Origin of the sequence: Psychrobacillus sp. FSL K6-2843, assembly GCF_038626375.1 — a bacterium.
GTDB classification, from domain to species: domain Bacteria; phylum Bacillota; class Bacilli; order Bacillales_A; family Planococcaceae; genus Psychrobacillus; species Psychrobacillus faecigallinarum.
The window spans coordinates 4,062,861-4,089,569 of the sequence record NZ_CP152021.1 but is presented as its reverse complement, the minus strand read 5'-3'; the positions used below and the strand labels follow the sequence as shown (position 1 = coordinate 4,089,569).

Here is a 26,709-nt window from a genome sequence, read left to right as displayed (position 1 = left end):
CTTATCGCTCCCCCCGCGGAACGCGTCCGCCTAGAGTGGAAATCAATTAAATTATATTCTTAGAAAACTTGTATATCTCATTATTTCCTCTTCTTTTGAACGCATAAAAAGAAATTATGAAATTGATTCATTTAATTCTTTACTCGGAGAAAACTATTTAGTAAAGAAAATAATTATATGTTCAACTTTTTAGGCTCTGTATCCGTCTATCTTATGTATACACTAACAAATACTGAAAAAGGAGCTCTTAGAGATGAAGCATCAACATGTTGAACAAGTATTTGTGACTTTCATCCGGGCAAATAAAGAGAGATTTTATTTGCTTGCATATAGCTATATGAAAAATGAACAAGATGCACTAGATATAGTACAAGATAGCATTCAAAAAGCATTGCAGTCTCTACACACATTAAAAGACGAACAGCAACTGAAAAGTTGGTTTTATAAAATTGTCGTAAGAACAGCTATTGACTTCCTACGAAAAAACAAGCGCATACAAGTTATGAATGACGAACAATTAGAGTTTCTAACGCCACACCAAAATGATACATACGAAAATATGGATTTGAATGAGGCACTGGAAAGTTTACCTTCTACTTTAAGAGAGGTCATTGTTCTTCGCTACTTTGAGGATTTAAAAATAGAGGATGTTGCGTACATATTGGATGTAAATATCAATACTGTTAAATCGAGAATCTACAAAGCATTGAAGCTACTTAAAATCGAATTGACGGAAGAGGAGTTGACATGATGGACAAGTTGAAAAAGTTAGAAGAAAAATACAAAAATATACCTATCCCAGAAAATTTGGATGCTGTAGTAGAAGCCAGTTTGAAGAAGAATCGTAAGAGACAAATGCCGAAATGGTTTCTGGGTATGACGGCTGCAGCTGCTCTATTTATAGCAAGCCTTAATATGAGTCCTACCATGGCTAAGGCATTAGGAGAGTTGCCGGTACTTGGAGATGTTGTTCATGTACTGACCTTTGTCCATTATGAAAAGCAAGAGGATACGTATTCAGCTAATATTGACGTTCCGCTAATCTCAGGAAACTCAGATGCGATTAATGCCCTTAACGAAAAATACGCAAAAGAAGGAAAGGCGCTATATGAGCAATTTGAAAAGGAGATGGAAGGGATGCAACAGGTTGAGGGAGGACACTTAGGAGTAGACAGTGGTTACATTGTAGCAACAGATACAGAAAAATTATTATCGATTGGACGTTATGTAGTCAATACCGTAGGATCATCTTCTACAGTGATGCAGTACGATACAATCGATAAGCAAAAAGAAATTGTACTGACTCTTCCAAGCTTATTTAAAGATGATAGTTATATCTCAATAATTAGTGAATATATTACTGAGAAAATGCAAGAAGAGATGCTAGCAACGAATCAGGAAAAAGTGTATTGGGTAAAGGGTGCAGGTTTAGCAGATGAAGATTTAGTAGATACCTTTACTTCCATCCGTCCGGAACAAAATTTTTATATTACTGCTAAGAACAAGCTCGTAATAGTCTTTGACAAGTATGAGGTGGCACCTGGCTATATGGGTGTCATTGAATTCGAAATTCCTACGGAGCTAATAAAAGATACTCGCATGAATGATGAATACATCCAGTAAATAGCTTACTAACACAGATCATAAAATGTTAGAAGAGGAGATGTAGGCTAGATGCAAACATCTCCTCTCTTTTGTACGAATAGCTACACTTTACGACTATAAAGACGATAATAATAATTCAATTGTATAAATAGGGTGGTTTAACATGAGTAAGACAAGAAGGAAAACATATGAAGAGGAAGGAAGGGGACCGTCAACTTCGTACTCTCACAGAAAAAATGAACAGGTCAAAGTTAAAAGAAAAATTAGAAAAAAACCAGTATTTGTTTTTTTATTATTATTACTTTTTCTTGTTTTACTTTTTACTATAGAAATGTCGGATACTTCTTTTTCATCTAATGAAGCAGTGAAAGCACAAGTGAGTACACAAGAAACTGAATATGAAGGTATTCAAATTAAAACGGAAACAGTTGAAAATGAAGTATATGAATATACGGTTAAATATCTGTCTACAGATAACGATGCGGATACGTTTATAGAAAAGTTTGTCCAAGAGAAAAGAGATAAGTTTATAGAAGCAGCTATCGCTAAAGAAAACAAAGATAAAAATTTTATTAAGGATATATTTAAGAAAGATACGAATAAAAAAGTACCTACTTTAAACATAGATTTATCTATAAAATATGTCTCTAAAGAGTTATTATCAGTGATTATTCATGCCGATGTTGTTGGAGAAAACGGGAAAAAAGAAACAATCTCATTAAATATAGACCGAAATACAGGAGAGGCCCTAAGCCTACAAAATATAATGGTTAATGAAGGTTCTATCCAATACTTAAAAGAAAGCCTGGAAAGAGTACTTCAAAAAAATGAGGATCAAAATTATACACAAGAAGAAGTAACCCTAGTTAAAGAAATGTCTGCTAATGAAGAAAACTACAAAGTTTTTTACTTTACAGATCGAGGATTCCAAATTGAGTTTAGTGAAGAGGTATTGGATGACAGTATTTTAGAACCTTTTCATGTATCCATACCATATAGTCTATTAACGGGAATTGTTCAAGATTCATTTTTACGTTCCATTTATTCTGATGCTTTTAATGGTTCGACTACGGTGGAAAGAAGTACCCAATCTATCAAACCTTTAGATCCGAACAAAAAATACATAGCATTAACATTTGATGATGGTCCAAATAAATCAAGCACATCTGCTATTTTAGACATATTAAACAAACACAAGATTAAAGCTACTTTTTTTGTATTAGGTAATAGAGTAGAAAAGTATCCTGATATTATTAAGAGAGAGTATGAAGAAGGACATGAAATTGGTATCCATACATGGAGCCATCCTATTTTGACAAAGCTATCGATTAAAGAAATAGAAAAAGAGATTTTAAGTACTTCCAATGAACTTATTAAAATAACAGGAGAAGCTCCTAGTCTGGTTCGCCCACCATATGGAGCATATAATCAGGATGTGAAGGCTGCAGTTAATAATCCTCTCGTTTTATGGTCAGTAGATACACTTGATTGGAAAACAAAAAATCCAGCTAGTATTTTGCAAATGGTTAAAAAGTCTACTTGCGATGGAAGTATTATTTTAATGCATGATATTTATGAAACGACAGCAGCTTCTTTAGAGGGTGTCATAAACTACTTAACGAAACAGGGTTATGAGTTTGTAACCGTCAGCGAATTATTGAATTTAAATGCGCCTGGTATCCATTATGCTGGAAAGGTTTATACGAATAGAGATTCACTTTAATGAGGTTTTATAAAAAACTAGCCGATCTAAGATTAAATCTTAAATCGGCTTTTTTTAATGGAGTATCTATCTTTCTTATTCCTCTCGGACATTACATCTGGCTCGTGAGAATTATCATTATATTATAGATTAGCGATTATGCTTTTCCTCATCTCGTTCTTTTTTTATTTCCTCCATTTGCTCCATCTGTTCATGATACTCTTCCTCTACATCTGAAGTAGCTGGAAGGAAGGACTCATCGTTAAAATCGACTCTTTTTCCGTAACGAATCATTTCATAGATAATCATTCCGTTATTCGGCTTACCGTTGATAGTCGTCATGGGTACTACATCGAATACCACATAATAAAAAGCATAGAAAACAAAGCGATCCCAAAAAGTTTTGTATTCCTCTGCCCATCCGTTGGCAATTAAAAAATTAATGAGGAGGGCTATAAACAAATTAATCAATATTGGCCCTGAATAAATACAAATGTAAGCAAACTTACTTTTACGCTTTAAGTCATCGTATGAAAACCAGCTATACAGATGATAATACTTGCGTATATCAATCATTCCAAGTTTAATAAGCCTGGGCCCAGAACCAATTGTTAGCCTTGGCTTAACAACGCCAAATAACCAGCTGACGATTAAATAGCCAGACTCTCGCAGAAATACTACGACAGGTAAGATAATAAATGCTGAAATAATCAATGACAAGAGATCTGATAGTCCAAACATAAAAGTATCACTTCCTAACGAATAGCTCGTAAGTCTTATAGATACCCCGAATAAATCATTTAAATCCTCCAAACAGGTGGTTGCAAAAACATACCCAACGAGGAAAACATATCCATAACTGAAGGGTACTACAAATTACTAGGTTAAAGCTATTGAGATGGGATAAATTCTGCAAAGAAGAAATGAGCAATATTTCTAAGCCCTTATATTATTGAAATCCTGTTTCAACGAAATAAACTTCTCCTGTCCATGCATCAATATAATGAATATGTCCTTTAGTCGGAGAACTTGGATAATCAATCAAGTAAACGAAGGAATATACAATTGAATCTATGTGTTGCCGTTCAAGTGCTAAATCTACATCTACTAATCGTTGAGCGATGGCATTAGCCTCTTTATAGCTAATGGATGGTTTTCTTAAATTTTTGAATTTTTCATAAGGGATGAGAGAATGATTTATTGACTGAATATTGCTTGTTTCTGTATTAACAATTACTTCGGTTGCTAGAAAGTCTAAAGAGATATTATTATTCATATACACAAAACGATACGATTTAAATAAGTCATTTTCTATTTCAATTCCTAGAGCCTTATGTAAATTGGGTGTTTTTTCTAAGTAAAATCGGTTATATTCATCTCCAACAATTGTTCTTAAAGCGATACATGCCTTTTCCAAAGGATTACCAGCCACAGCTTTCTCCTCTTCATCACTAAAAATCTCCCAACTCTTCATATCCTCCGTTTCATAGACATCAAGTGTTGCATTACGTCCCGCTATTAAAAATACTTTCAAATCAGCCACTGCTTCTACGGGTGGCAATGGTTCAAAGCAAGCGCCTTCCATTTCGGGCATTTCAGTCATATAACGGACTTTACCGTCTGTTTCTACTCCAACTAGATTAAAGTCAGGAGCATATACATAATGCCAGCCAATATCTGGGCGTATAGACAACGTCATTAATTGTTGTTGCTGAATAATTACTTTCGCTTGGTCCTTTGAAATGAGTTTTTCTGGATATGCAAAGTGCACTTGTTCATTTGAAAAAGATACTTCTTCTAATGTCCCGTTTTTTCCAATCGTTAAATTCATTCCAGTTGAATGGACTGGAATATTATATCTCGGCTCTCTCAAAGTAAGAAGCACCATGTAATGAGAGTCGAAGTCTATTATTTCGTCTAAAACTAAATGTTCTCTTTCAAATACTATTTGTACATAGCTCAGGAAATGTTGTTTTTCTTCAGAGGTTGAAAAAGGATGAGACTTCGGATCAAAAAATGTAACATTGGAGATAAATCCATCCAATAAAATAGTTTCTGCTAAAGGCTCCTCTTTCTCTGTATAATAATAAATTATGTCGTCTTCTTGTACTTCTTTAACAATCGTTTTATTTATAAAATCTTGTATCATTATTTGACCTACTTTCACGTGTATTCCTTACATTTCAGCTTTTTAAAAACATTTTAAATTCATTAGTTACCCTTACAGGTTGACTGAAGCACAAATGTATATGATAATTCTACATATTGAATTGTAATTATTCTAAAATAATTATGATGCTAAAGCACCAATAAGAGACAACAGGAGGAATTATTATGGCATTAATAGGTAAAGAAATTCAAGAATTCTCTGCAAAAGCATTTCAAAAGGGAGAATTCATCGACGTAACTTCAGAAAACTTCAAAGGACAATGGAGTGTAGTATGCTTCTATCCAGCAGACTTTACATTTGTTTGCCCAACTGAATTAGAGGACTTACAAAATGAATATGCTACATTAAAACAATTAGGGGTAGAAGTTTACTCAGTATCAACTGATACTCATTTTACACATAAAGCATGGCATGATTCTTCTGCAGCAATCGGTAAAATTGAATATATCATGATTGGTGATCCAACACATAAAATCTCTAGAGCATTCGACGTATTAAACGAAGAAGATGGTTTAGCAGAACGTGGTACGTTCATTATTGATCCAGATGGTATCGTACAAGCTTACGAAGTAAATGCTGGTGGTATCGGTCGTGACGCTTCGACATTAGTAAACAAAATTAAAGCAGCTCAATATGTTCGCAATAATCCAGGAGAAGTTTGCCCAGCTAAATGGCAAGAAGGCTCTGAAACTCTAACTCCAAGCTTAGACTTAGTAGGTAAAATCTAAGATTTAGTAATTTATAAGATAATCATATAGGCGACAAAAACAATCTTATCTTTATGGTTGATTTTTGTCGCTCTATTTTTAGTAAGAAGGAAATAGACAAATGCTCTCTGTCTAAAATATGAGATGAAAAGAGAGGTGGCAGGTCTGCTATGCCTGGAGAGTAAGTGATTTAGATATGTTTTGAGTTAGATGCACTGCTAAATACTGATAGAACGCAGTTACCCTTAACCTATCAAAATCACTCGTATAGCAGCAAAGAATAGATGGTATTAGACAATCAAATTAAAGCACAACTACAACAATATTTAGCGTTGCTTGAAGGCGATCTTGTATTAAAGGTTAGTGTAGGTGATGATAAAGTATCTCAAGATACATTAGAGCTAGTAACAGAATTAGAAAAGATGTCATCACGCATTTCAGTCGAGCATGTGCAATTAGAGCGCACGCCAAGTTTTAGTATAAACAAAGCTGGTGAGGAGTCAGGTGTTGTTTTTGCTGGCTTACCTTTAGGACATGAATTTACTTCATTAGTTTTGGCTTTACTTCAAGTAAGTGGCCGTGCTCCGAAAGTTGATGATGCAGTTATCAAGCGTATTCAAGCAATTAAAGATCCAATGCACTTTGAAACTTTCGTGAGCTTAACTTGCCATAATTGTCCGGATGTAGTTCAAGCTTTTAATATTATGGCTGTGATAAACCCGAATATTTCCCATGTAATGGTTGAAGGGGGCGCATTTCAAGACGAAGTAAAAGCTAAAGATATTATGGCTGTTCCATCAGTTTTCTTAAATGGTGAAAATTTTGCAAACGGTCGTATGGAAATTGAAGACATATTAAATAAATTAGGAAATAGATCAGATGGATCTGAATTTAATGATGTAGAACCATTTGATGTTCTTGTTGTTGGTGGTGGTCCTGCGGGTGCAAGCGCAGCTATTTATGCAGCACGTAAAGGAATTCGAACGGGAATTGTGGCAGAGCGCTTTGGTGGCCAAGTAAATGACACATTATCAATTGAAAATATCATTGGTACAAAAGCAACAGAAGGTCCTCAATTCGTTTCAAGCTTAGAAGGGCATGTAGCAGATTATCCAATTGAAGTGATGAAATCTCAACGCGTATCCAGCATAGTACGTAAAGAGCAGGTGGAAGTAGTGCTTGAAAATGGTGCAGTGTTAAAAGGAAAAACTGTTATCCTTTCAACAGGAGCCAGATACCGCCAATTAAATGTACCAGGGGAAGAAGCGTTCAAAAATAAAGGGGTAGCATACTGCCCACACTGTGATGGTCCAATCTTCAAAGGAAAAAATGTTGCCGTTGTAGGTGGCGGTAATTCGGGTGTTGAAGCAGCTATAGACTTAGCAGGAATAGTTAATCATGTAACAGTGCTTCAGCATAATGATGAGCTTAAAGCGGATCAAGTCCTACAGGAGCGTTTACATAGCTTATCTAATGTAACTGTACTAACAAATGCTTCCACACAGAAAATTACAGGTACGGATAAAGTAAACGGTCTTACGTACTTAGATCGTGTAACAGGAGAAGTACATCACATTGAATTAGAAGGCGTATTTGTTCAAATCGGTCTATTACCAAATACCGAGTTTTTACAAGGTACAATTGATTTAAACGCACATGGAGAAATAATTATAGACAAGCATGGAGCAACAAGCATGCCAGGAGTATTTGCTGCTGGTGACTGTACAGACACAGCGTACAAACAAATCATCATCTCAATGGGAACTGGTGCAACAGCAGCGCTAGGAGCATTTGATTATATGATTCGTAACATAGCTCCCTCAAATTCTGAACTTGTTAAAGTTTAATACAATTATTTATGAATAAAATATATGTCAGGAAGTAATATGAATTACTTTTTAAAATACCCTTTCCAATTCGAGAGGGTATTTTAATGCATATCAAGCAACCTCCTCAACCACGTGTAAGCAAAGGTGATGGCTTATCGCTTACCTGGAAGAAAGTTTTCGCCTAGAGCGGAAATCAAGTACATTATACTCTAAGAAAAGCATGTATATATCATTGTTTCTTTCTTTATTGTTCGTTTTCTTTTCGTAAAAACAGGAATGATGAAATTGATTCAATCAGAATTAATTCACAATTTCTACATACTTTAAAAAAAGGGACAATTATATTATAATAGAATAGATATTCTGAACTTATAAACAAATTTCAAGCAAAGTCATGGTTATATAGAGTCAGAAACGTTGTTAACTTAACCATTTGTTTTGGTAGCGTTAACATTGTTTCTGCAAATATAAAGTATAGGGATGGTAAAAGTGAGCAACACAGAAACTAAAACAGATGTTATCTTAATTGGTGCCGGTATTATGAGTGCGACCTTAGGGACACTTTTAAAAGAATTAGTACCGGAGTGGGATATAAAAGTATTTGAGAAGCTCGATAGTGCAGGAGAAGAAAGCTCAAATGAATGGAATAACGCTGGTACAGGACATGCAGCTCTATGTGAGCTTAACTACACTTCTGTAAAGCCAGACGGTTCTATCGATATCACAAAAGCAATCAATGTAAACGAACAGTTCCAAGTTTCTATGCAATTTTGGTCACATCTTGTAAAAAGTAAGTTAATCCAGAACCCACAGGATTTTATAATGCCTTTACCTCATATGAGTATGGTTCAGGGGAAAGAAAACGTTGAATTTTTAAAGAAACGTTTTGAAGCGATGACACAGAACCCATTGTTTGAGGGAATGGAATTCTCTGACGACTCGGAACAATTGAAAGAATGGATTCCACTAATCATGGAAAACCGTGCGGCCAATGAAGCAATTGCTGCAACTAAAATTGACTCTGGGACAGATGTAAACTTTGGCGCTTTAACACGTATGCTATTTGAACACTTAAAGAGCAAAAATGTAAAAGTGAATTACCAGCATAGTGTAGAAAATTTGAATCGTACGCCAGACGGTAAGTGGGAAGTGAAAGTGAAGAACAACGCAGAGGGGAAAATCGAGTCTCATACTGCAAAATTCGTTTTTGTCGGCGGTGGCGGAGGAAGTCTGCATCTTCTACAAAAATCAGGTATTCCAGAAGGGAAACATATTGGCGGTTTCCCAGTTAGCGGGATCTTCATGGTATGTAACAATCCAGACGTAGTAGCGAAGCATCATGCAAAGGTATACGGTAAGGCTGCAGTTGGAGCTCCACCAATGTCTGTGCCGCATTTAGATACTCGCTTTATTGACAATAAAAAATCACTACTATTTGGACCGTTCGCTGGTTTCTCACCAAAGTTCCTAAAAACAGGATCTATGCTGGATTTAGTTACTTCTGTTAAACCACATAACCTATTTACAATGCTAGCTGCGGGTGCAAAAGAAATGTCTTTAACAAAATATTTAGTCCAACAAGTAATGTTATCAAAAGAACAACGTTTGGAAGAGCTACGTATATTTATCCCAGATGCTAAAGCAGAGGATTGGGATTTAGTTGTAGCAGGTCAACGTGTACAAGTTATCAAGGATACGGAAGCAGGCGGAAAAGGAACTCTTCAATTTGGTACAGAGGTTATCACAGCTGAGGATGGTTCTATTGCCGCATTATTAGGAGCTTCTCCAGGAGCTTCTACCGCTGTTCCAGTTATGTTGGATGTCCTTAAACGTTGCTTCCCAGAGCATATAAATGATTGGGAACCAAAGATTAAAGAAATGATTCCTTCTTATGGTCTGTCCTTAATGAATAATCCAGAACTACTTAAGGAAGTACATGCGGAAACAGCCGAAACGCTTAAACTTAAAGGTGAAGGAAAAACGATAGAGAACATCGAACCTTTGGAAGATGTAAAAGAAGCAATCGATGATATCATCTAAGCTTTTATCCATATAAATGTGCAAAAAACCTACCACTTATTTAAAGATGGTAGGTTTTTTGTTTTAGAATAAGGAAGTAAGTGTACTTCAAATGTTCGTCCAGTAAAAGCGACTTACCTCTTAGTCCAAGGTCCAGCGCTTATTCTTTTAATTTCTTTACTTCAAAGTTATCATCTAACAATACCCAATTTTGAGGGAAGGGATAGCCAAGCACCCAATAGCTAATACCTCTTAAACGGTATTGTTTGACCAAGTTAAATTTAGCTTGAGCGCTACGGGCATCCTCAAACCAAACCTCGTGCTTTTGACCTTGCTCATCGGTATAGGTAAAAAAAGGAGATTGAGCGATTGAATCAAACTGAATTCTTACTTTATGCTCAGTAGCTATTCTAACAGCTTCCTGAGGGCTAAATGTCTCTGCAATTTGTCCTTGCGCGTGAGGTATTCGCCAATCTCGTGCATAAATTTGAAAGCCTAAAAATATTTTATCGGCTGGCATAACAGTCAAAGCGTACTCTACTACTTTCTTCATTTGATTGATAGGAGAAATTGCTTGAGGAGGTCCGCCGCGCCAACCCCATTCATACGTCATCAATATAACAAAGTCTGCAATTCTCCCATGTGCTTCATAATCATGTGCTTCATAAAGTAAACCTGACTGAGTGTCGCTAAATTTAGGAGCAACAGCTGTTGAAACAAAGTAACCTTTAGGATGTAGTGTGTCTACTGCTAGCTGGAGAAAGGCAGTATAAGCATCTCTATCCTCCGGTAACACATTTTCCAAGTCAATATTCAAACCTCGATAGCCTTTGTCCTCCATGATCTGAAGTATATTTGCCATTAATTTTGTTAATATGTCTGGGCTAGAGAAAATGACATGCATTAGATTAGTGCCAGCTTCTGTGGAAGAAAAATTGGTGATGACCATCATCGGTACAATATCATTGGAAACAGCTGCTTCTAATACAAGTTCATCCTTTAAGGGTTCTAAATCCCCATTCTCTGTTAACTTGTATGCAAAGGGACTAATATAGGTCAGGAGAGATTGAAGACTGTTGACCGTCTGAACGGCATCTTCCTCTTTCTGATAGGTGTAGGCATTCACTTCAGTTATAGGCTTTGGTCTAGGAATAATCAATTGTGTTCCTGGGTAGAGGAGACCGGGAGTTTGGAGAGAGTTTTGACTGATTAGAGCTTGGATAGTAGTTCCGTAAAGGCTAGCAATCTGCCGTAGCGTTTCTCCGGGCTGTACCACATGAATAATAGGAGGAATAAAAATTCGCTCACCAGGATATAAGAGATTTGGGTTAGGCAGTCTGTTAGAAGAAAGAATAGATTGTTCAGAAACACCGTATTGTTGTGCAATCGACCATAAAGTTTCTCCATTTTGAACCGTATGGTAAATCCCATAGATAGGGATGACAAGAGATTGGCCAACTAGAAGATTATTTGGATCAGGCAATTGGTTAGCTTGTTGAATGGCATTTACATCTATTTGATAACGATTAGCAATTCCCCAAAGCGTATCACCATTATTGACGACATATATGATCAATGGGCAGCTCCTTTTTTCTTAGGTTTAATAAAGTATATGTTTTGTTAAACGAATATAAATGTGAAACTTATTATTTTTATCAAATCAATAGATTTCCAAAATCAAAAACGACCGGACCAATCGACTAATATACAAAATTCTGTGTTTTAGGTGCTTAAAGAATATTGACTAAAATAATCACATCTTCTACATACAAGATCTGTATAAAATTAAAGGAGATGAAAAGAGCAGCTATTCCTTTAGTTGTTTGCCATTTTACAATCTAGTATAATTTTGGTTAGAAAATATATAGGGAAGATAAAGGGTGAATAACAATGATGTTTGAAGAGATATTACCACGTTTAAAATCTGGGGAAAAAGTAATTAGACAAGGCTGGGGTGGTGCGGAATTGTACGTAATGCTAGTTGGACAAAGCAAGCATGATGGAGAAAATCTAAATCCTTACTTTTTGATTAATGTAGAAGGAGAAGGATATACAATGTTTACCCCAACAGTTTGTGACTTATTGGCTGAGGATTGGGTTATTGTAAGCAAATAAACTAAAAGTCCACGAGATATCGTGGACTTTTCATATTTAGGAGGAATCATATTGAAATTTGAGGAGTACATAGGGAAGACGGTTCTTATTACTGGAGCTGCTTCTGGTATAGGGAGAGCTCAAGCTATAGCATTTATCGAGTGTGGGGCCAACGTATTTGGTTTAGATGTTGATGGAGCCGGACTTAAATCATTAAAAGACCAGTATAAGTCTTGTTTTTCGTACTACATTGGAAATGTAAGCGATAAAAAGAGCGTAGAGGAAGCATTTGAGATAGCCCTCAAGACATTTAAGCAAATAGATATTTTACTCAATACAGCTGGGGTTTTAGACAATTATTCAAAGACTCTAGAAACAGATGAAACACTTTGGGATAAAATCATGGACACCAATGTGAAAGGAACCTATTTGGTAACAAACACAGTTCTCCCTCAAATGATTGAAAGAAAATCAGGAGTCATTATCAATATGGCTTCTATTGCCGGATTAGTAGCAGGAGGTGGAGGAGCAGCTTATACAGCCTCTAAGCACGCCATTATAGGATACACAAAGCAATTGGATATAGATTACTGCCGTGAGGGCATAAGAGCAAATGCTATTGCTCCAGGGGCGATTCAGACCCCAATGAATAATGCTGATTTTGCAGGAGAAGGAGAAATAGCAAAATGGGTAGCCAATGAAACACCTGCAGGAAGGTGGGCACAGCCAAAAGAAGTGGCAAACCTAACTCTTTACCTTGCTAGTCATGCAGCAGATTATATTCATGGAGCAGTCGTACCCATTGATGGAGGATGGATTGCCAAATAATTATATTAAATGGCAATAATTCCTGATATACTATCCGAGTAAGCAATTTTGCTTGCACTACGGCACTTGGAATCCTTTGGTCGTAGTTATTACTAAAATAGCAGTTTGCTATTTTATAAAGGAGAATGTAAATTGAATACTACCTTTTTGAAGGACTCAAGTCGTTCCTCGGTAAATGAGTTAACGAAGACAGCTATGGTTGCAGCTTTATATGTTGCCGTAACAGTACTTTTAGCTGTTTTTAGCTTTGGAAACATCCAGCTACGTTTAGCTGAGATGTTTAATTATTTGGCGTTATACAATAAGCGCTATGTTGTGGCAATTACATTAGGTGTAGTCCTTGCTAATTTTATGTCCCCAACCTGGATGCTCGATGTGCCTATTGGTGGAATTGCAACTTTCCTTGTATTGATACTTTGTCGGAAGGTCACTAAGAGATTGACCAGTGAAATATGGAAAATAGCGATTACAGCTATTATCTTTGCGCTTTCCATGTTTACAGTTGCAGGGCAGTTAGCTATTATGCTGGAATTTCCTTTTTGGTATACCTATTTAACAGTCGGGCTAAGTGAATTGTTCTCGATGACTGTTGGTGGAATTGCTATATATTTATTAAATAAGAGAATAGACTTGTCTAAATAACTAAACCATATTCGCTTTAAGCGAATGTGGTTTTTTCACTTTTATTTATTACATAAATTCTCTCAGGAAAACCAAGCTAGGTGGAAAGCTAGGAGTGAGAGAAGCAGATGGAAGATTATACAGCAGGTGATATTGTTTATATTTTTTACCGTAACCCACATATTCAAAGCGTAGCTAACATTCAATCGGCGGCAGTAGTAAATAACCCAGAAAACCCTGACGAATTGGCTGTTTTTGTTTATGAAACATATTACCCTTTAACGACTGACATGGCTATTTATGCAAGCGCCTATGAAGCGGAACAAGCATATCGTCATTATTTTCAATAAGACGGAGGTTGGACATGAGAAAACCATTTACACCCCAGCTTGTATATTTTGAGCCAAAGGCGCTTGAATATCCTCTAGGTAGAGAGCTGAAAGAGAAATTTGAAAAGCTGGGAAAAGAAATTCACTATACGACTTCCCACAACCAAATACGAAACCTTCCAGGCGATAATGATTTTCAAAAATATCGTATTGCTAAGTCTACGCTAGTAGTTGGTATACGTAAGACATTAAAATTTGATTCCTCTAAGCCTTCAGCTGAATATGCAATTCCCTTCGCCACGGGATGTATGGGGCATTGTCATTATTGCTATTTACAGACGACGATGGGAAGCAAGCCGTATATTCGAACGTATGTAAATGTGGAGGAAATTCTCGGAGCAGCTGACAAGTATATTGAGGAACGTGCACCAGAAATCACAAGATTTGAAGCATCCTGTACTTCTGATATAGTGGGAATCGACCATCTTACACATACATTAAAAAGGGCAATTGAACATTTTGGTCAATCAGAATTTGGCAGGCTTAGATTTGTGACAAAGTTTCACTTTGTAGATCACTTATTGGACGCAAAGCATAATGGGAACACGAGATTTCGCTTTAGTGTGAATGCTGATTATGTGATTAAAAATTTCGAACCAGGTACTTCTCCACTGGATAAGCGTATTGAGGCAGCTGGGAAGGTTGCTAGATCAGGCTACCCCTTGGGATTTATCGTAGCTCCAATTTACCTTCATGAAGGTTGGAAAGAAGGATATTATCATATGTTTGAAAGATTAGATGCTGAACTTCCAAAGGACGCCCGCGATAATATAACCTTTGAATTCATACAGCATCGCTTTACTAAACCAGCTAAAAAAGTAATCGAAAAAAACTATCCTATGACCAAGCTTGAGCTAGATGAAGAATCCAGAAGAATAAAGTGGGGAAAATATGGGATAGGGAAATATATTTATCAAAAAGAAGAAGAGGAAGATATTAAAGAACATCTCTACAGTTATATGGATAAGTTTTTTCCTAATGCTAAATTTGAATATTTTACTTAAAAAGCAGATAGCCCGATTCCTCAAAACGGGAATCAGGCTATTTTGTAATTTATATGAAATAACCTTTTTTTATTAACCATTTTTCAACAAAAAGTAAAGCATTCTCTATACTATCGTTCTCAAATGGTGAAGTAATGTTAGTGTTCTCTAGTAGCTCCAAAAAAGATAGACTTCCCCCAGCCAAAAAGAAATTTAAATTAATATATAAAGAAATTTAATTCAAATGTATGTCTTCAATAAAAAAACACATCAGCTCAATTAGTGATGTGTTTGAAAGGTTATTTCTTCCGCATGATAAAACTTAAATGTCTACCTGTATTTCTGTCTTCTCGATGAGAGAAACCATCAGGGTTTAAAAATGTGCATGTTCGATCGATTGAAATACGTTCAAGTGGAATACCAGCAAGCTCACATTGCTTTTGGACGGTGAGCTGGTTATCGATATGAAATTTACCAGTTTCATTTTTATAGTACATAAAGTCGTTCGCATAGCCTAAATCTTTAAACTTTTTATAGACATCTTCATCTACCTCAAATTTTTCTTGGCTGAGTGCAGAGCCAATTTGTACATGAAAGTCATTTGGGTTACAGTGTTCGTGTTGTTTTAAATACTCAAACAGCTTCCTTGTAATTTCTTTGACCGTTCCTTGCCAGCCAGAGTGTACTACTCCCACCAGATTATTTTTTTCATTGTAGAAAATGACAGGGACGCAATCTGCTGTAAAACTACATAACAAAAGATCTGGTTCAAATGTATAAAGAGCATCTGTATCCTTAATGGCAGTATCTAACAGCCTTGCTCCACGCCCCTTATCAGCTGCAGTTACCTTATGGAAATTGGCGCTATGTGTCTGATTGGCGCAAACAAAATCATCCAAATTACATTGGAGTTGCTCCGCCAGTCTCTTGCGATTTTCCAATATATTCTTTGGATTTTCACAAACGTGTAAAGCCATGTTGTTCTCTTCTAAAGCAGTAACGTCTTTCATTGTCGTTCCTAAGATAAAACGCTCGTTATTTAAATATTTCCTAATATTCATATAATCACCCACTTTTAATATAGTATAATCCTTGGAAGTTGTATAGGAGAGCAGAATGGTCAGTTCGAGTAAGGAAGGGATAATCGGAAAAGATTTTGTCTATAAAGGAATTTTCCTCCTTGAATATTTCAAAAATATTACCTTCGAATAAGCATGAATTCGTTTAATACCGAGCTTTGTCTCTCTGTTGAATTCCTTTGTAATATACCTGTAAAATTGCATCCAATTATTAAGGGATGATTTCCATTCTTTTTTTAATTTACTATATTAGTAGAGTTAAAGAAGGAAAGGAAGATTACAATGTTTAAGAAAAAAATTAAAGTAGCTATTGTAGGACTACTATTACTAACGTTATTAATGCCTATCACTGCATTTGCAGCTAATTCCTATACAGTAGTATCAGGAGACTCTTTATGGAAAATTGCTGTGAAGACACAAACAGGTGTTTCAGAATTAATCAAGGAAAATCCTCAATTAGAAAATGCGGACCTTATTTATCCAGGTCAAAAAATCAATGTCCCTTCAAACGATTCTTATAGTATAGAACAAGAAGTAATTAAACTTGTAAATGTGGAAAGAGCAAACGCGGGTCTTTCAGCATTAAAATATGATTGGGAGCTTGGAAGAGTAGCGCAATATAAATCACAGGATATGCACGATAAAAACTATTTTAGTCACACTAGTCCTGTCTACGGAACTCCATTTACAATGATGAAGAATTTTGGAATAAGCTATAAATCTGCAGGAGAAAATATTGCTATGGGTCAAAAAACAGCCGCAGCAGTAGTAGATGCTTGGATGAACAGTGAAGGTCATAGAGCGAATATCTTAAACAAAAACTATACTCATATTGGTGTAGGTTATGTAAAAGACGGTAACTACTGGACACAAATGTTTATACAAAAATAAGTGAAAAGAGTGCAAATGACGGTGGTAGCCAAGTCATTTGCGCTCTTTTTTTGCGGTTTTCCGATAAGGTGAGAAAAATGAAAAGCATAAATTATAAATAGCTAAAGTTGCGCTTTAAACGAATTCTTTCTGTGGAGTATAGCGATAAGCCATACTGTCGCATGTAATGTGAAACCAGCTTATCTCATGTTTTTTTTATAATATAAAGTTTCATGTGAAACATTTTTCGTCCCGTTCAAAATGGAAATTCTCCTAGAAAGGGGCTTCAACCAATCAACGAATGGTCTAAGAGATCCAAGAATGTATATGGAGGCTTTAAAGCGGGCTTTATTTGATTGGAGCGGCAGGCGGCGACTCCGGTGGGATGAACGAGACAGATAAGACATCACAAACGACGTGCAAGCGACAGTGATGGCTTATCCTCACCCCACGGAAAGCGTCCGCTGAGAGCGGAAATCAACCATCACTTGTTAATCAAATAGTCAAAGTGAAAAGTATTTTATTAATAGCTTTAAATAAATGAGTTAGTTTTATCTATATTCCTTTCTCTTTACTATAAAACTTATGATTGGAGCGGCAGGCGGCGCCTCTTGTGGGACGACTGAGACAGATAAGACCTCATAAAAGATGCGCAAGCGACGGTGATGGCTTATCGCTCCCCCTCGGAACCTATGCCCAAAGGGAAAAAGAAAAAGTATGATAAAGTTGAAAATGCGTTTACTTTAGCAGACTTTTCTTAGCAATTCCTCGGATTATTAGCTTTTTTTAAATGGGTAATGAAATAATTCTAAAGAGATTACAATCTAATAATAGTAATATTTTGTTTAATCAATAGAACACATGTTGACAGATGAAAATCTCTGTTGTAGACTATGAACAATAATTGAATATAACCTCGCTTTATAGAAGTGAGGTAGAGGCGCGATATTTAACAGTCCTTAGTGGAGCGTGAGTAGCTGTGATGCTAGGGAGAAGGAAATGTCGCCGAAGTTTGTAATAAACTCATTATTACATGCTGGGTCTGCAGTGAATAATTGCAGGACTGTCCGTTATAAACGTCCCGGTTTATAATGGTGTGCTATCTCATGGGGAAAAGTAGAGGATTTAGGGCAACCATACATATATGACCTGAGTCTATCTCAGGTCTTTTTTTGTACGGTTGTCCTTTTTGTATGCATGCATACATATACTAATTTAAAAAAGGAGATTAATAGAGATGAAAAAAAGTCTATTCACTTTAACATTATTATTATCAACCATTTTACTGCTTGCAGCTTGTGGAACAAAAGAGGAAGAAAGCGTTGGATCAGCTTCTGATCAAGATACTTTTACAGTAGGTTTAGAGGCAGGATATGCACCATTTAACTGGACTCAAATGGATGACAAAAATGGTGGCGTAAAAATTGACGGTAATGCAGAATATGCTGGTGGTTACGATGTAGAAATTGCTAAAAAAATAGCTGAGGGCTTAGGTAAAGAGCTCGTTGTTGTTAAAACGGAATGGGACGGTTTAGTTCCAGCCCTAACATCCGGCAAAATTGATGCAATTATTGCAGGGATGTCACCAACTGCAGAGCGTAAAAAAACAATTGATTTCTCCGAAAACTATTATACTTCCAACTTTGTTATGGTGGTAAAAAAGGGTGGGACATTTGAAAATGCTACCTCCATTCAAGACTTTAAGGGGGCGAAAATTACTGGCCAATTAAATACTTCTCACTACGGGGTTATTGACCAAATTGAAGGAGTAAAAAAACAACCGGCATCAGATAATTTCCCTGCAATGCGTGTGGCACTAGAATCTGGAATGATTGACGGCTATGTATCTGAACGTCCAGAAGGGATTAGTGCTTCATCAGCAAATGATAAATTTGTAATGATCGAATTTACAGAAGGATTCGTGGCAGATGAAGAGGAAACAGCCGTTGCAGTAGGATTGAAAAAGGAAAGTGACTTAACAGACAAAATCAATAAAGTTTTAGCAGGAATCTCAGAAGAAGAGCGACAAGAAATTATGGACAATGCTATTTTAAATCAACCAGCTGCAGAATAAGCATATAACAACGGCTGCTACTATTTTGCAGCCGTTTCATTATTTACAGCATTTACTGACTTTCCTTGGAAAGTGTGTTTATGGGTCAGCTAGTATGTAAGGAGGAAGACTATGAGTTTAGAATGGATTATATCCATCATTACAAATAATTGGCCAATGTTTTTACGAGGAGCCGGAGTAACCCTCTTAATATCCATTATTGGAACTATCTTCGGAGCTATCATCGGTTTGCTGGCAGGAGTTATAAGAACTGTTCCTATGCCGGAAAAGGGGATTAAAAGATACTTTCTTAAGCTGGTTAACTTAATGCTCTCTATTTATATAGAGTTTTTCCGTGGCACACCAATGATAGTACAAGCAATGGTTATTTTTTACGGCTCCTCATTGGCCTTTGGCTTAGACATGGATCGTCTACTCGCTGCTATTTTCATTGTTTCTATAAACACGGGTGCTTATATGGCGGAGATTGTTCGAGGCGGAGTTATTTCCATAGACAAGGGTCAATTTGAAGCCTCTCAAGCAATAGGGATGACGCATATTCAAACGATGCTTCATATTGTGTTACCTCAAGTTATCCGCAATATACTTCCTGCAACAGGTAACCAATTTATCATTAATATTAAGGATACCTCTGTGTTGAATGTAATCGGAGTCACTGAGCTGTATTTCCAAACAAAATCAGTTGCAGGAAATAACTTTAGATATTTTGAGTCATTTTTTGTAGCTTGTATCTTGTATTTCATCATGACATTTGCTGTTACCTTGATATTACGTCATTTTGAGAAGAAATTGGATGGACCTGAAAACTATACAGTCATTGGTCAACCGATGCAAATGGCAGTCCTACCAAAAGGTCCACATGAAAATCAGTAAGCAAAGGAGGAGCAACTATGGAAAAAGTAATTGAAATTCAACATTTAAGCAAATCCTTTGGAGCACATGAAGTATTAAAAGATATCGATTTCTCTGTTAAAAAAGGCGAGGTTGTATGCATCATTGGCTCTTCTGGATCGGGAAAATCGACTCTTCTCCGCTGCATTAATTTGTTGGAAAAGCCAAGTGGTGGGCAAATCATTTATCAAGGGGAGAATATTCTCGATAATAAGCACGATATCCATTCCTACCGAACGAAGCTTGGAATGGTCTTTCAACAGTTTAATCTGTTTAATAATCACAATGTGTTAGGTAACTGTTCAGTTGGACAGGTAAAAGTATTAAAGCGTTCTAAGGAAGAAGCCGAGAAAATTGCACTGAAATACTTAAACGTTGTAGGCATGGATGGCTACGTTAATGCTAAACCAAAGCAATTGTCCGGAGGTCAAAAGCAGAGAGTTGCTATTGCACGAGCCTTGTCTATGGAGCCTGATGTAATGCTTTTTGATGAGCCTACATCAGCACTTGACCCAGAAATGGTGGGGGAAGTGTTAAAAGTAATGAAAGAGCTTGCGAACACTGGTTTGACAATGTTAATTGTTACTCATGAAATGGAATTTGCCAAGGAGGTTTCCGATCGAGTAGTCTTTATGGATAAGGGAGTTATTGCGGAGGAAGGCCCTCCAAAGCAAATTTTTAACAATCCTCTACAAGATCGAACGAGAGAATTCTTAAAAAGAACATTGAAATAAACTCTAGGTTGTTAGTATCAATTCACCTTTTTGTGTAGAAAAAAAATAGATAAAATAGTATATTGGTAATATATGCAATGGATAAATTATCAAATCTATGTAAGGCTTCCCTTTTAAAAGAAGAGGAAGCCTTTTATATAAGGAAAAAAACTAGAGGTGTTTTCATGAATGAAGTACTAAAACGAAATAATGTAAAAGTAATAGGGAACAAGGAAAAAGTAATAATGTTTGCCCATGGTTTCGGTTGTGATCAAACCATGTGGAGAAATATTGTCCCTTCATTTGAAGAAGAATATCAAATTGTTTTGTTTGATTATGTTGGGTCAGGAGATTCAAATTTAAAGGTTTATAATTCTGAGAAATATGGTTCACTTAAAGGCTATGTTCAAGATGTGCTAGATATAATAGAGGCATTGAAGCTTCACGAAGTAATCTTTGTTGGACATTCCGTTAGCTCCATGATCGGTATGCTAGCAGCCATTCAAAAACCTGAGGCATTTAAAAGTTTGGTTATGATTGGTCCATCCCCAAGGTATCTTAATGATAGAGAGTATTTTGGAGGATTCGAAGAAAGAGATATTCATGAAATGTTAGATATGATGGAGATGAATTTTATAGGATGGGCAAGCTATATGGCTCCAATAGTAGCCGCTAATGACGTGCACCCTGCGGTGGCAAAAGAAGTAGAAAAAAGTTTTAGCTCAACCGACCCGAAGATTACAAAGCAATTTGCGGAGGTGACATTCTTTTCCGACCATCGTAAGGATTTAGAGAAATCATCTATTCCAACATTAATCATCCAATGCTCAGAAGATAGTATTGTTCCTATTCAGGTAGGTGAATACTTACATCGCCATATTGAGAAAAGTGATTTTAAAATAATGGATGTGAAGGGACATTATCCTCATCTAAGTCACCCACATGAAACAATACAGCTGATTAAAGAGTATCTTTACCAAATGCAGTGAAGGGAATGGTATATGTATGGATGAGCGTTTAAATCTTGCGCCTTGTGGTTACGTTACTATCAGCCAAGAAGGTATGCTAATCGATATGAATAAAACCTTCCTTCAAATGACAGGGTTTATGTATGAAGAGATTGCTCAAAAGCATATAGAAACAATTATGTCTAAGACTAATAAGTTTATATTTCATACTTATTTTTATCCCTATATTCGATTATACGGACACGTCGAAGAGTTATTTCTAAGTCTACTGCATAAGGATGGTCAAAGCGTTCCAGTATTGTTAAATGGAAAAAAAGCAAATCGAGAAGGTATAGAGGTAATTGATTGTGTAATGGTTTCTATGGGGAAGAGAATAGGCTATGAACAAGAAATTAGACTAGCAAAAAAACAGTTGGAGGAAGCGTTCCGAGAAAAGGAACTGGCGCTTTCTAAATTAGAGGAATTGCATGAGGAAATAGAGGAAAAGCAAGAAAGACTTATTGAACTAAATGGTAAGCTAGAGAAATTAGCCATAACGGATAAATTGACTGGTTTAAAAAATCGTCGTTATTTTCATATCAAGCTAGAAGAGATGATTATGCAATTTGAGCAGAACAAACAGTCCTTTTCCTTATGCTTAATAGATATTGACCATTTTAAGCAGGTCAACGATACTTGGGGTCATGCGATGGGAGACCAGGTGCTAGAAAGGTTGGCCAAGATAGCAGAAGAAACTGTACGTCCGAAAGATACGGTGCTTAGATACGGCGGAGAGGAATTTATTGTTCTTCTCCCACTAACAAATGCACAAGAGGCTAACCATCAGGCGGAACGTTTAAGGTTGGAAATTGAAAAGACTACTTGGCCCATTGACGAAATTACGATAAGTGTAGGAGTTGCAACTTACACGTCAGAGGATACTCGTACAACAGTGGTGGAGAAGGCTGATCATGCGTTGTATTATTCTAAGAGGAATGGTCGAAATAGAGTTACCCATATAAACGACTTATAGGGGGAATATAAATGGTTGCTTTTAGTGTTATTAAAAAAGACCAGGAATATTGGTTAGCTGACCAAATAAAGATGGATATGTCTAAAGATGAATACTGGTCAAAATTGAAAAGTCTTTTAAAAGATTGGAAGGACGAACAGGTGAATTACCTTTCCCTTCTAATGGTTGAAGAATACGAACAACAGCTAATGAATGAAGGCTTTCATAAGGTTTCCTCTATTGTGGAATATACACGTCTACTAGATGAAAATTTTACTCTAGATGATGCTTTTCATGTGGTAACTCTTTCAGGAAGTTCGCTCGCAGACGAGGAATTTGCTCTATTATACGATAAATGCAGAAGTGGCTCTGCAAACAAAAATAATTTATTTTCCATTGAACAGATAATGGAAGCCTTTGTGAATGAGCTAGGATCTACTTGGCGTCATTATTGTCATATTTTCTTTAAAGGTGAAGAACCCATGGGTATTAGTATTCCGCATATAGAAGACGGAACGGTCGAAGAAGGCAGGCTATTTTACTTTGGAGTAGTACCAGAACAGAGAGGCAAAGGTTTCGGAAAAGTATTTCATCTGTATTCTCTAGAATTATTAAAAAAAATGAACGCCACTTATTATGTAGGAAGTACAGACGAAAACAATGAATATATGATAAGAATTTTCCAAGCAAATGGCTGCATATTAAGAGATAAAAAAGGAATTTATCGGATAGATAAATAAAACTAGGTTAAGCAAAAAGGAGCATGTGATGTTAAATCACTCGCTCCTTTTAATATTACTTATTTAGTGGAAATAGCTTCTACAGTAGAAGCCACTTTAGAAATTATTAATTCACTTCCTAATAGCGGAGATTCTTTAGAAGCTTCAGCAGAACCAGGTTCTGGACGTTTATGGGCTTCCTTGAAGATATCACTATTTCTCCAAGCTTGGAAACCTTCTTCGTTTTCCCAATACATATTTACATTCATTTCATCATATTCAGTTGTACCTTGTGTAATAGTAACCTCTACTTTGATGAAGCCTTCCATTTCTTGAAGTGGGCTTGGCTTTGTAAAATTTGGAGCCATTCTTTCAGCAAATCCTGGTTTTGTTTTAATACGATTTGTTACGATAATCATTAGACATTCTCCTTTTTTACTTATTTGTCAGTGTAATTATAACATTTCCTATACGATATATCTTTTCATAGTATCTAAACAGACATTCATCGGGAGATCTTTTAATGGGGAAGCTTAAGGGGTAAAGCAGACGAGCTAGCATGAATTCTACTAAAAGGAGGAGAGCTATATACGTCCTAGTAAGAATATGATTAGATCTTCTAGCTTTTTCACATAAACAAATTGAATTTTATGCTCAAGTGCTTCATTATTATAGATACAAGACTTTTCATAATCAATAAACAGACGATTATGTAAAAGAAATACATTTACACGAAGGAAGTAGTTTATGTCGGAAGCAAATATAACTCGTTTAGAGGTTGATGGCAAGGAAATTATTTTAATTGGTACTGCTCATGTCTCTAGGTTGAGCGCTGAGCAGGTTAAAGAAGTGATTGAAAAAGAAAATCCTGATTCCGTGTGTATAGAGTTAGATGAACAAAGATATCAATCTATTACTGATAATAACAAATGGAAAGAAACAGATATTTTTAAAATCATAAAAGAGAAGAAAGCGACTTTATTATTGATGAACTTAGCTATTTCTTCCTTCCAAAATCGTATGGCCAAGCAGTTCGACATTAAACCAGGCCAAGAAATGATTCAAGGAATTGAAAGTGCAAAAGAAACCGGAGCAGAACTTGTACTAGCTGACCGTAATATCCAAATAACATTCTCTCGTATCTGGCATAATCTTGGTTGGTTAGGTAAGTCTCAGCTTCTTACATCGGTTTTCTATAGCATCTTTAGTAAAGACACCATTTCCGAAGAAGAGCTAGAGAAGATGAAATCGCAGGACACTTTAAATGCAGTACTTGCAGAATTTACAGAGTCATTTCCAAGGCTGAAAACACCTTTAATTGATGAACGAGACCAGTTCTTAGCTCAAAAAATTAAGGAAGCCCCGGGTAAAAAAATTGTAGCAGTATTAGGAGCGGCACATGTTCCTGGTATTACAAAAGAAATTTACAAACATCAGGATTTAGAAAGACTTTCTACAGTCCCACCCAAATCAATTTTACCTAAAATAATTGGGTGGTCGCTTCCTATCCTTATCATTGCATTGATCGCGTATACATTTATAGCAAACCCAACAGCAGGATGGGATCAGGCATGGAGCTGGATTATTTGGACGGGAACGATGGCAGCAATTGGGGCAATTGTAGCTTTAGGACATCCTTTAGCAATTGTTACAGCGTTCATAGTGGCACCAATAACAGCGTTGCATCCTATATTAGCCTCCGGTTGGTTTTCTGGGTTGGTCCAAGCTTATATGAAACGCCCTACAATTGGCGACTTTGAGAGACTGTCCGAGGACGTGTTTACGATAAAAGGGTTCTGGAAGAATAAAGTTACACGTGTATTACTCGTTTTAGTTCTAACTAACTTATTTGGTTCTCTTGGTACAATAATCGGTGGTGCCGATGTCATCAGAGTGTTCTTTAAAAACTTATAATTATCACTAAAGGAGTAGCGGTCACTTCGCTCCTCCTTTTTCTATTTTTAAGCAATAGATTTCTCTTTTGGTTATGATGTATCAACATCATGTATCTTTAAAAGTATGGAAGACTTCTGATTATGATTGGCAGATAAGTTCTACTATAATATTATTTAACAGGAAAAAATGCTTAATTTTTGGGGATAAACGATAGGTCGGAGGGATTAATGGTGGAATGTAGTGGCTGTATGGTAAGAGACTTAGTATTAGAGTTTAAAATCGAAGGTGAAACTAATTTTCAAGTGTTGCCAGATGTAATGGATTTTATCCAAAATAGGGCATTAAGATTAGAAGAGAACGGCCGTTATTTTACTCTTAAAGAAGATGATGCGCAGGATTTTATAGACTTTAGTAAAGACCATATGGATATCTCTCATATTTCCTTTCGAGTTCCTAATCAAGACTGGAAACCTCTCCATAAAATAGAGGAAATATTAGAGGTTAAGTGGATTGACAAGGTGATTAAGAATGAACAAGTAATTTGCTACTATCAGCCAATTGTAGATGCAGAGAAAAATATTTATGCCTATGAGATGCTTTCTCGATTTTTAGATGAGGAAGGGGATATCCTATATCCTGGAGAAGTTTTTGGCGCTGCTAAAGAGAGAGGACGTTTATATGCTTTAGATCGGATATGTAGAATGACAGCAGTAAAGTACGCAGCAAAACTAGATAATACAAAAGCATTTATAAATTTTATACCTACTTCTATATACTCTCCCGAGCATTGTCTAAGATCCACCACTGCGGTAGCAAATAGCCTCGGTGTTAATCCTGGAAACTTAGTTTTTGAAGTTGTTGAAACAGAAAAAGTAGAGGATATCAATCATTTAAAAAAGATTATGGCCTTTTATAAAGCTAGAGGGTTTCAATATGCATTAGATGATGTAGGAGAAGGGCATAGTACGCTACAAATGTTAGAAGAGATTAAGCCTCACTATATGAAGCTAGATATGAAATATGTTCAAGGAGTAGCTACCAATATAGAGAAACAAAAAGTTGCTTTACAATTTCTACAAAAAGCTAAAGAAATCTATTCCATCCCATTGGCAGAGGGGATAGAAGAAAAAGAAGATTGGGAATGGTTAAAAAAGAAAGGATATCAATTATTTCAAGGATACTATTTTGGGAAACCTCTCCCACATCCTCTGGAAGATTCTAAATAGTTTAAGTAACCAAAGCTATAAAAAAAAAACCGAGCAATAATATGCTCGGTTTTTTTTTTATGCTTTCTTTTTAGCACTTGTATCTTTGTCTTCTAATTTAAATTCTTCTGCTACATCGTCCACAATGTCCTTTGTAGAGTTTTTGAATTCTTTAAGTGTTTGTCCTACTGCTCTACCTAATTGAGGTAATTTAGATGGACCGAATACGATTAATGCAATGATTAGAATGATTATTAAACCTGGTACGCCGATATTTGGCATGTTATTTCCTCCTAATGGATATAATTGTCTATCTATTCAAGTGACATGAGTGTTAGTTATGTGTGCAATGCTAT

26 protein-coding genes and 1 riboswitch are annotated in these 26,709 nt (G+C 36.2%); of the genes, 20 read left to right on the top strand and 6 right to left on the bottom strand.

What is annotated here, in order from left to right; translation table 11 throughout:
• The first annotated feature begins 253 nt into the window (after window positions 1-253).
• The 3 genes from MKY94_RS20965 (at window position 254) to MKY94_RS20955 (ending at window position 3,328) form a co-directional block, all read left to right on the top strand.
• Entirely contained in the window at window positions 254-751 is a 498-nt protein-coding gene (locus MKY94_RS20965) for an RNA polymerase sigma factor (RefSeq protein ID WP_151111942.1), read from the top strand.
• Entirely contained in the window at window positions 751-1,623 is an 873-nt protein-coding gene (locus tag MKY94_RS20960) for an RsiV family protein (RefSeq protein WP_342578710.1), read from the top strand. Before MKY94_RS20965 ends, MKY94_RS20960 begins: the two co-directional genes overlap by 1 nt.
• A 145-nt stretch (window positions 1,624-1,768) precedes the next feature.
• The gene (locus MKY94_RS20955) at window positions 1,769-3,328 is read left to right on the top strand and encodes a polysaccharide deacetylase family protein (RefSeq protein ID WP_342577774.1); all 1,560 of its coding nucleotides are present in this window, start codon (window positions 1,769-1,771) and stop codon (window positions 3,326-3,328) included.
• 129 nt (window positions 3,329-3,457) lie between these two features.
• Here the strand turns inward: MKY94_RS20955 and MKY94_RS20950 are convergent, their stop codons facing one another.
• Both MKY94_RS20950 and MKY94_RS20945 read right to left on the bottom strand, forming a co-directional pair.
• Window positions 3,458-4,120 carry a hypothetical protein gene (locus tag MKY94_RS20950; protein WP_342577773.1) on the bottom strand — a complete coding sequence of 221 codons (663 nt, stop codon included), beginning with the start codon at window positions 4,118-4,120 and terminating at the stop codon, window positions 3,458-3,460.
• A gap of 136 nt (window positions 4,121-4,256) precedes the next feature.
• A complete protein-coding gene (locus MKY94_RS20945) occupies window positions 4,257-5,456 on the bottom strand; it encodes a hypothetical protein (RefSeq protein WP_342577772.1) in 1,200 nt (399 codons plus the stop codon).
• A gap of 185 nt (window positions 5,457-5,641) precedes the next feature.
• Between MKY94_RS20945 and ahpC the strand changes: the two genes are divergently transcribed.
• The 3 genes from ahpC (at window position 5,642) to MKY94_RS20930 (ending at window position 10,053) form a co-directional block, all read left to right on the top strand.
• Entirely contained in the window at window positions 5,642-6,205 is a 564-nt protein-coding gene (gene ahpC / locus MKY94_RS20940; RefSeq protein WP_144540167.1) for an alkyl hydroperoxide reductase subunit C, read from the top strand.
• A gap of 263 nt (window positions 6,206-6,468) precedes the next feature.
• A complete protein-coding gene (gene ahpF / locus MKY94_RS20935; protein ID WP_191697353.1) occupies window positions 6,469-8,031 on the top strand; it encodes an alkyl hydroperoxide reductase subunit F in 1,563 nt (520 codons plus the stop codon).
• Window positions 8,032-8,502: 471 nt separating this feature from the next.
• Window positions 8,503-10,053, top strand: coding sequence for a malate:quinone oxidoreductase (locus MKY94_RS20930; RefSeq protein ID WP_191697354.1), 1,551 nt, complete (start codon window positions 8,503-8,505; stop codon window positions 10,051-10,053).
• A 139-nt stretch (window positions 10,054-10,192) separates the two neighbouring features.
• Here the strand turns inward: MKY94_RS20930 and MKY94_RS20925 are convergent, their stop codons facing one another.
• Window positions 10,193-11,608, bottom strand: coding sequence for a LysM peptidoglycan-binding domain-containing protein (locus MKY94_RS20925; protein WP_144540161.1), 1,416 nt, complete (start codon window positions 11,606-11,608; stop codon window positions 10,193-10,195).
• A 314-nt stretch (window positions 11,609-11,922) separates the two neighbouring features.
• On the opposite strand from MKY94_RS20925, the gene MKY94_RS20920 reads away from it, so the two are divergent.
• From MKY94_RS20920 to splB, 5 genes are all read left to right on the top strand, one after another.
• Window positions 11,923-12,147, top strand: coding sequence for a DUF2829 domain-containing protein (locus tag MKY94_RS20920; protein WP_144540159.1), 225 nt, complete (start codon window positions 11,923-11,925; stop codon window positions 12,145-12,147).
• 51 nt (window positions 12,148-12,198) lie between these two features.
• Window positions 12,199-12,954: a 3-oxoacyl-ACP reductase gene (locus MKY94_RS20915; RefSeq protein WP_144540157.1), complete on the top strand. Its 756-nt coding sequence runs from the start codon at window positions 12,199-12,201 to the stop codon at window positions 12,952-12,954.
• A 132-nt stretch (window positions 12,955-13,086) separates the two neighbouring features.
• Entirely contained in the window at window positions 13,087-13,596 is a 510-nt protein-coding gene (locus tag MKY94_RS20910; RefSeq protein WP_225216060.1) for a QueT transporter family protein, read from the top strand.
• A gap of 107 nt (window positions 13,597-13,703) precedes the next feature.
• Window positions 13,704-13,925, top strand: coding sequence for a transcriptional regulator SplA domain-containing protein (locus MKY94_RS20905; RefSeq protein WP_144540155.1), 222 nt, complete (start codon window positions 13,704-13,706; stop codon window positions 13,923-13,925).
• Window positions 13,926-13,939: 14 nt separating this feature from the next.
• A complete protein-coding gene (splB, locus tag MKY94_RS20900; protein WP_340863929.1) occupies window positions 13,940-14,968 on the top strand; it encodes a spore photoproduct lyase in 1,029 nt (342 codons plus the stop codon).
• A 278-nt stretch (window positions 14,969-15,246) separates the two neighbouring features.
• Here splB and pgeF read toward each other — a convergent pair whose 3' ends face one another.
• Complete coding sequence (pgeF, locus tag MKY94_RS20895) at window positions 15,247-16,008, bottom strand: peptidoglycan editing factor PgeF (protein WP_191697355.1); 762 nt, start codon at window positions 16,006-16,008, stop codon at window positions 15,247-15,249.
• 300 nt (window positions 16,009-16,308) lie between these two features.
• On the opposite strand from pgeF, the gene safA reads away from it, so the two are divergent.
• The 7 genes from safA (at window position 16,309) to MKY94_RS20860 (ending at window position 23,273) form a co-directional block, all read left to right on the top strand.
• Entirely contained in the window at window positions 16,309-16,917 is a 609-nt protein-coding gene (gene safA / locus MKY94_RS20890; RefSeq protein ID WP_340845125.1) for a SafA/ExsA family spore coat assembly protein, read from the top strand.
• 906 nt (window positions 16,918-17,823) lie between these two features.
• Window positions 17,824-18,006, top strand: a riboswitch (Lysine riboswitch).
• 127 nt (window positions 18,007-18,133) lie between these two features.
• A complete protein-coding gene (locus MKY94_RS20885; RefSeq protein ID WP_191697357.1) occupies window positions 18,134-18,970 on the top strand; it encodes a transporter substrate-binding domain-containing protein in 837 nt (278 codons plus the stop codon).
• Window positions 18,971-19,081: 111 nt separating this feature from the next.
• Window positions 19,082-19,843, top strand: coding sequence for an amino acid ABC transporter permease (locus MKY94_RS20880; protein WP_144540145.1), 762 nt, complete (start codon window positions 19,082-19,084; stop codon window positions 19,841-19,843).
• A gap of 17 nt (window positions 19,844-19,860) precedes the next feature.
• On the top strand, window positions 19,861-20,595 hold the full coding sequence (locus tag MKY94_RS20875; protein WP_191697358.1) for an amino acid ABC transporter ATP-binding protein: 735 nt from the start codon (window positions 19,861-19,863) through the stop codon (window positions 20,593-20,595).
• 164 nt (window positions 20,596-20,759) lie between these two features.
• Window positions 20,760-21,563 (top strand): alpha/beta hydrolase, encoded by an 804-nt coding sequence (locus MKY94_RS20870; RefSeq protein ID WP_191697359.1) that lies wholly within the window; start codon window positions 20,760-20,762, stop codon window positions 21,561-21,563.
• Window positions 21,564-21,579: 16 nt separating this feature from the next.
• Window positions 21,580-22,554, top strand: coding sequence for a sensor domain-containing diguanylate cyclase (locus MKY94_RS20865; RefSeq protein ID WP_144540139.1), 975 nt, complete (start codon window positions 21,580-21,582; stop codon window positions 22,552-22,554).
• An 11-nt stretch (window positions 22,555-22,565) separates the two neighbouring features.
• Complete coding sequence (locus tag MKY94_RS20860) at window positions 22,566-23,273, top strand: GNAT family N-acetyltransferase (protein ID WP_154312029.1); 708 nt, start codon at window positions 22,566-22,568, stop codon at window positions 23,271-23,273.
• Window positions 23,274-23,332: 59 nt separating this feature from the next.
• Here the strand turns inward: MKY94_RS20860 and MKY94_RS20855 are convergent, their stop codons facing one another.
• Window positions 23,333-23,671 carry a heme oxygenase gene (locus tag MKY94_RS20855; protein WP_144540135.1) on the bottom strand — a complete coding sequence of 113 codons (339 nt, stop codon included), beginning with the start codon at window positions 23,669-23,671 and terminating at the stop codon, window positions 23,333-23,335.
• Window positions 23,672-23,999: 328 nt separating this feature from the next.
• Between MKY94_RS20855 and MKY94_RS20850 the strand changes: the two genes are divergently transcribed.
• Window positions 24,000-25,166 (top strand): TraB/GumN family protein, encoded by a 1,167-nt coding sequence (locus tag MKY94_RS20850; RefSeq protein ID WP_144540133.1) that lies wholly within the window; start codon window positions 24,000-24,002, stop codon window positions 25,164-25,166.
• Window positions 25,167-25,396: 230 nt separating this feature from the next.
• Complete coding sequence (locus tag MKY94_RS20845; protein WP_342577771.1) at window positions 25,397-26,374, top strand: EAL domain-containing protein; 978 nt, start codon at window positions 25,397-25,399, stop codon at window positions 26,372-26,374.
• A gap of 57 nt (window positions 26,375-26,431) precedes the next feature.
• Here the strand turns inward: MKY94_RS20845 and tatA are convergent, their stop codons facing one another.
• Entirely contained in the window at window positions 26,432-26,635 is a 204-nt protein-coding gene (tatA, locus tag MKY94_RS20840) for a twin-arginine translocase TatA/TatE family subunit (RefSeq protein ID WP_154312031.1), read from the bottom strand.
• Window positions 26,636-26,709 lie beyond the last annotated feature (74 nt).

Coding starts and splice junctions, on each gene's coding strand:
- MKY94_RS20855 (WP_144540135.1), bottom strand. CDS start 23,671: ATGATTATCGTAACAAATCGTATTAAAACAAAACCAGGATTTGCTGAA.
- ahpC (WP_144540167.1), top strand. CDS start 5,642: ATGGCATTAATAGGTAAAGAAATTCAAGAATTCTCTGCAAAAGCATTT.
- MKY94_RS20865 (WP_144540139.1), top strand. CDS start 21,580: ATGGATGAGCGTTTAAATCTTGCGCCTTGTGGTTACGTTACTATCAGC.
- MKY94_RS20920 (WP_144540159.1), top strand. CDS start 11,923: ATGATGTTTGAAGAGATATTACCACGTTTAAAATCTGGGGAAAAAGTA.
- ahpF (WP_191697353.1), top strand. CDS start 6,469: ATGGTATTAGACAATCAAATTAAAGCACAACTACAACAATATTTAGCG.
- splB (WP_340863929.1), top strand. CDS start 13,940: ATGAGAAAACCATTTACACCCCAGCTTGTATATTTTGAGCCAAAGGCG.
- MKY94_RS20880 (WP_144540145.1), top strand. CDS start 19,082: ATGAGTTTAGAATGGATTATATCCATCATTACAAATAATTGGCCAATG.
- tatA (WP_154312031.1), bottom strand. CDS start 26,635: ATGCCAAATATCGGCGTACCAGGTTTAATAATCATTCTAATCATTGCA.
- MKY94_RS20845 (WP_342577771.1), top strand. CDS start 25,397: ATGGTAAGAGACTTAGTATTAGAGTTTAAAATCGAAGGTGAAACTAAT.
- MKY94_RS20860 (WP_154312029.1), top strand. CDS start 22,566: ATGGTTGCTTTTAGTGTTATTAAAAAAGACCAGGAATATTGGTTAGCT.
- pgeF (WP_191697355.1), bottom strand. CDS start 16,008: ATGAATATTAGGAAATATTTAAATAACGAGCGTTTTATCTTAGGAACG.
- MKY94_RS20965 (WP_151111942.1), top strand. CDS start 254: ATGAAGCATCAACATGTTGAACAAGTATTTGTGACTTTCATCCGGGCA.
- MKY94_RS20945 (WP_342577772.1), bottom strand. CDS start 5,456: ATGATACAAGATTTTATAAATAAAACGATTGTTAAAGAAGTACAAGAA.
- safA (WP_340845125.1), top strand. CDS start 16,309: ATGTTTAAGAAAAAAATTAAAGTAGCTATTGTAGGACTACTATTACTA.
- MKY94_RS20885 (WP_191697357.1), top strand. CDS start 18,134: ATGAAAAAAAGTCTATTCACTTTAACATTATTATTATCAACCATTTTA.
- MKY94_RS20875 (WP_191697358.1), top strand. CDS start 19,861: ATGGAAAAAGTAATTGAAATTCAACATTTAAGCAAATCCTTTGGAGCA.
- MKY94_RS20905 (WP_144540155.1), top strand. CDS start 13,704: ATGGAAGATTATACAGCAGGTGATATTGTTTATATTTTTTACCGTAAC.
- MKY94_RS20960 (WP_342578710.1), top strand. CDS start 751: ATGGACAAGTTGAAAAAGTTAGAAGAAAAATACAAAAATATACCTATC.
- MKY94_RS20850 (WP_144540133.1), top strand. CDS start 24,000: ATGTCGGAAGCAAATATAACTCGTTTAGAGGTTGATGGCAAGGAAATT.
- MKY94_RS20955 (WP_342577774.1), top strand. CDS start 1,769: ATGAGTAAGACAAGAAGGAAAACATATGAAGAGGAAGGAAGGGGACCG.
- MKY94_RS20870 (WP_191697359.1), top strand. CDS start 20,760: ATGAATGAAGTACTAAAACGAAATAATGTAAAAGTAATAGGGAACAAG.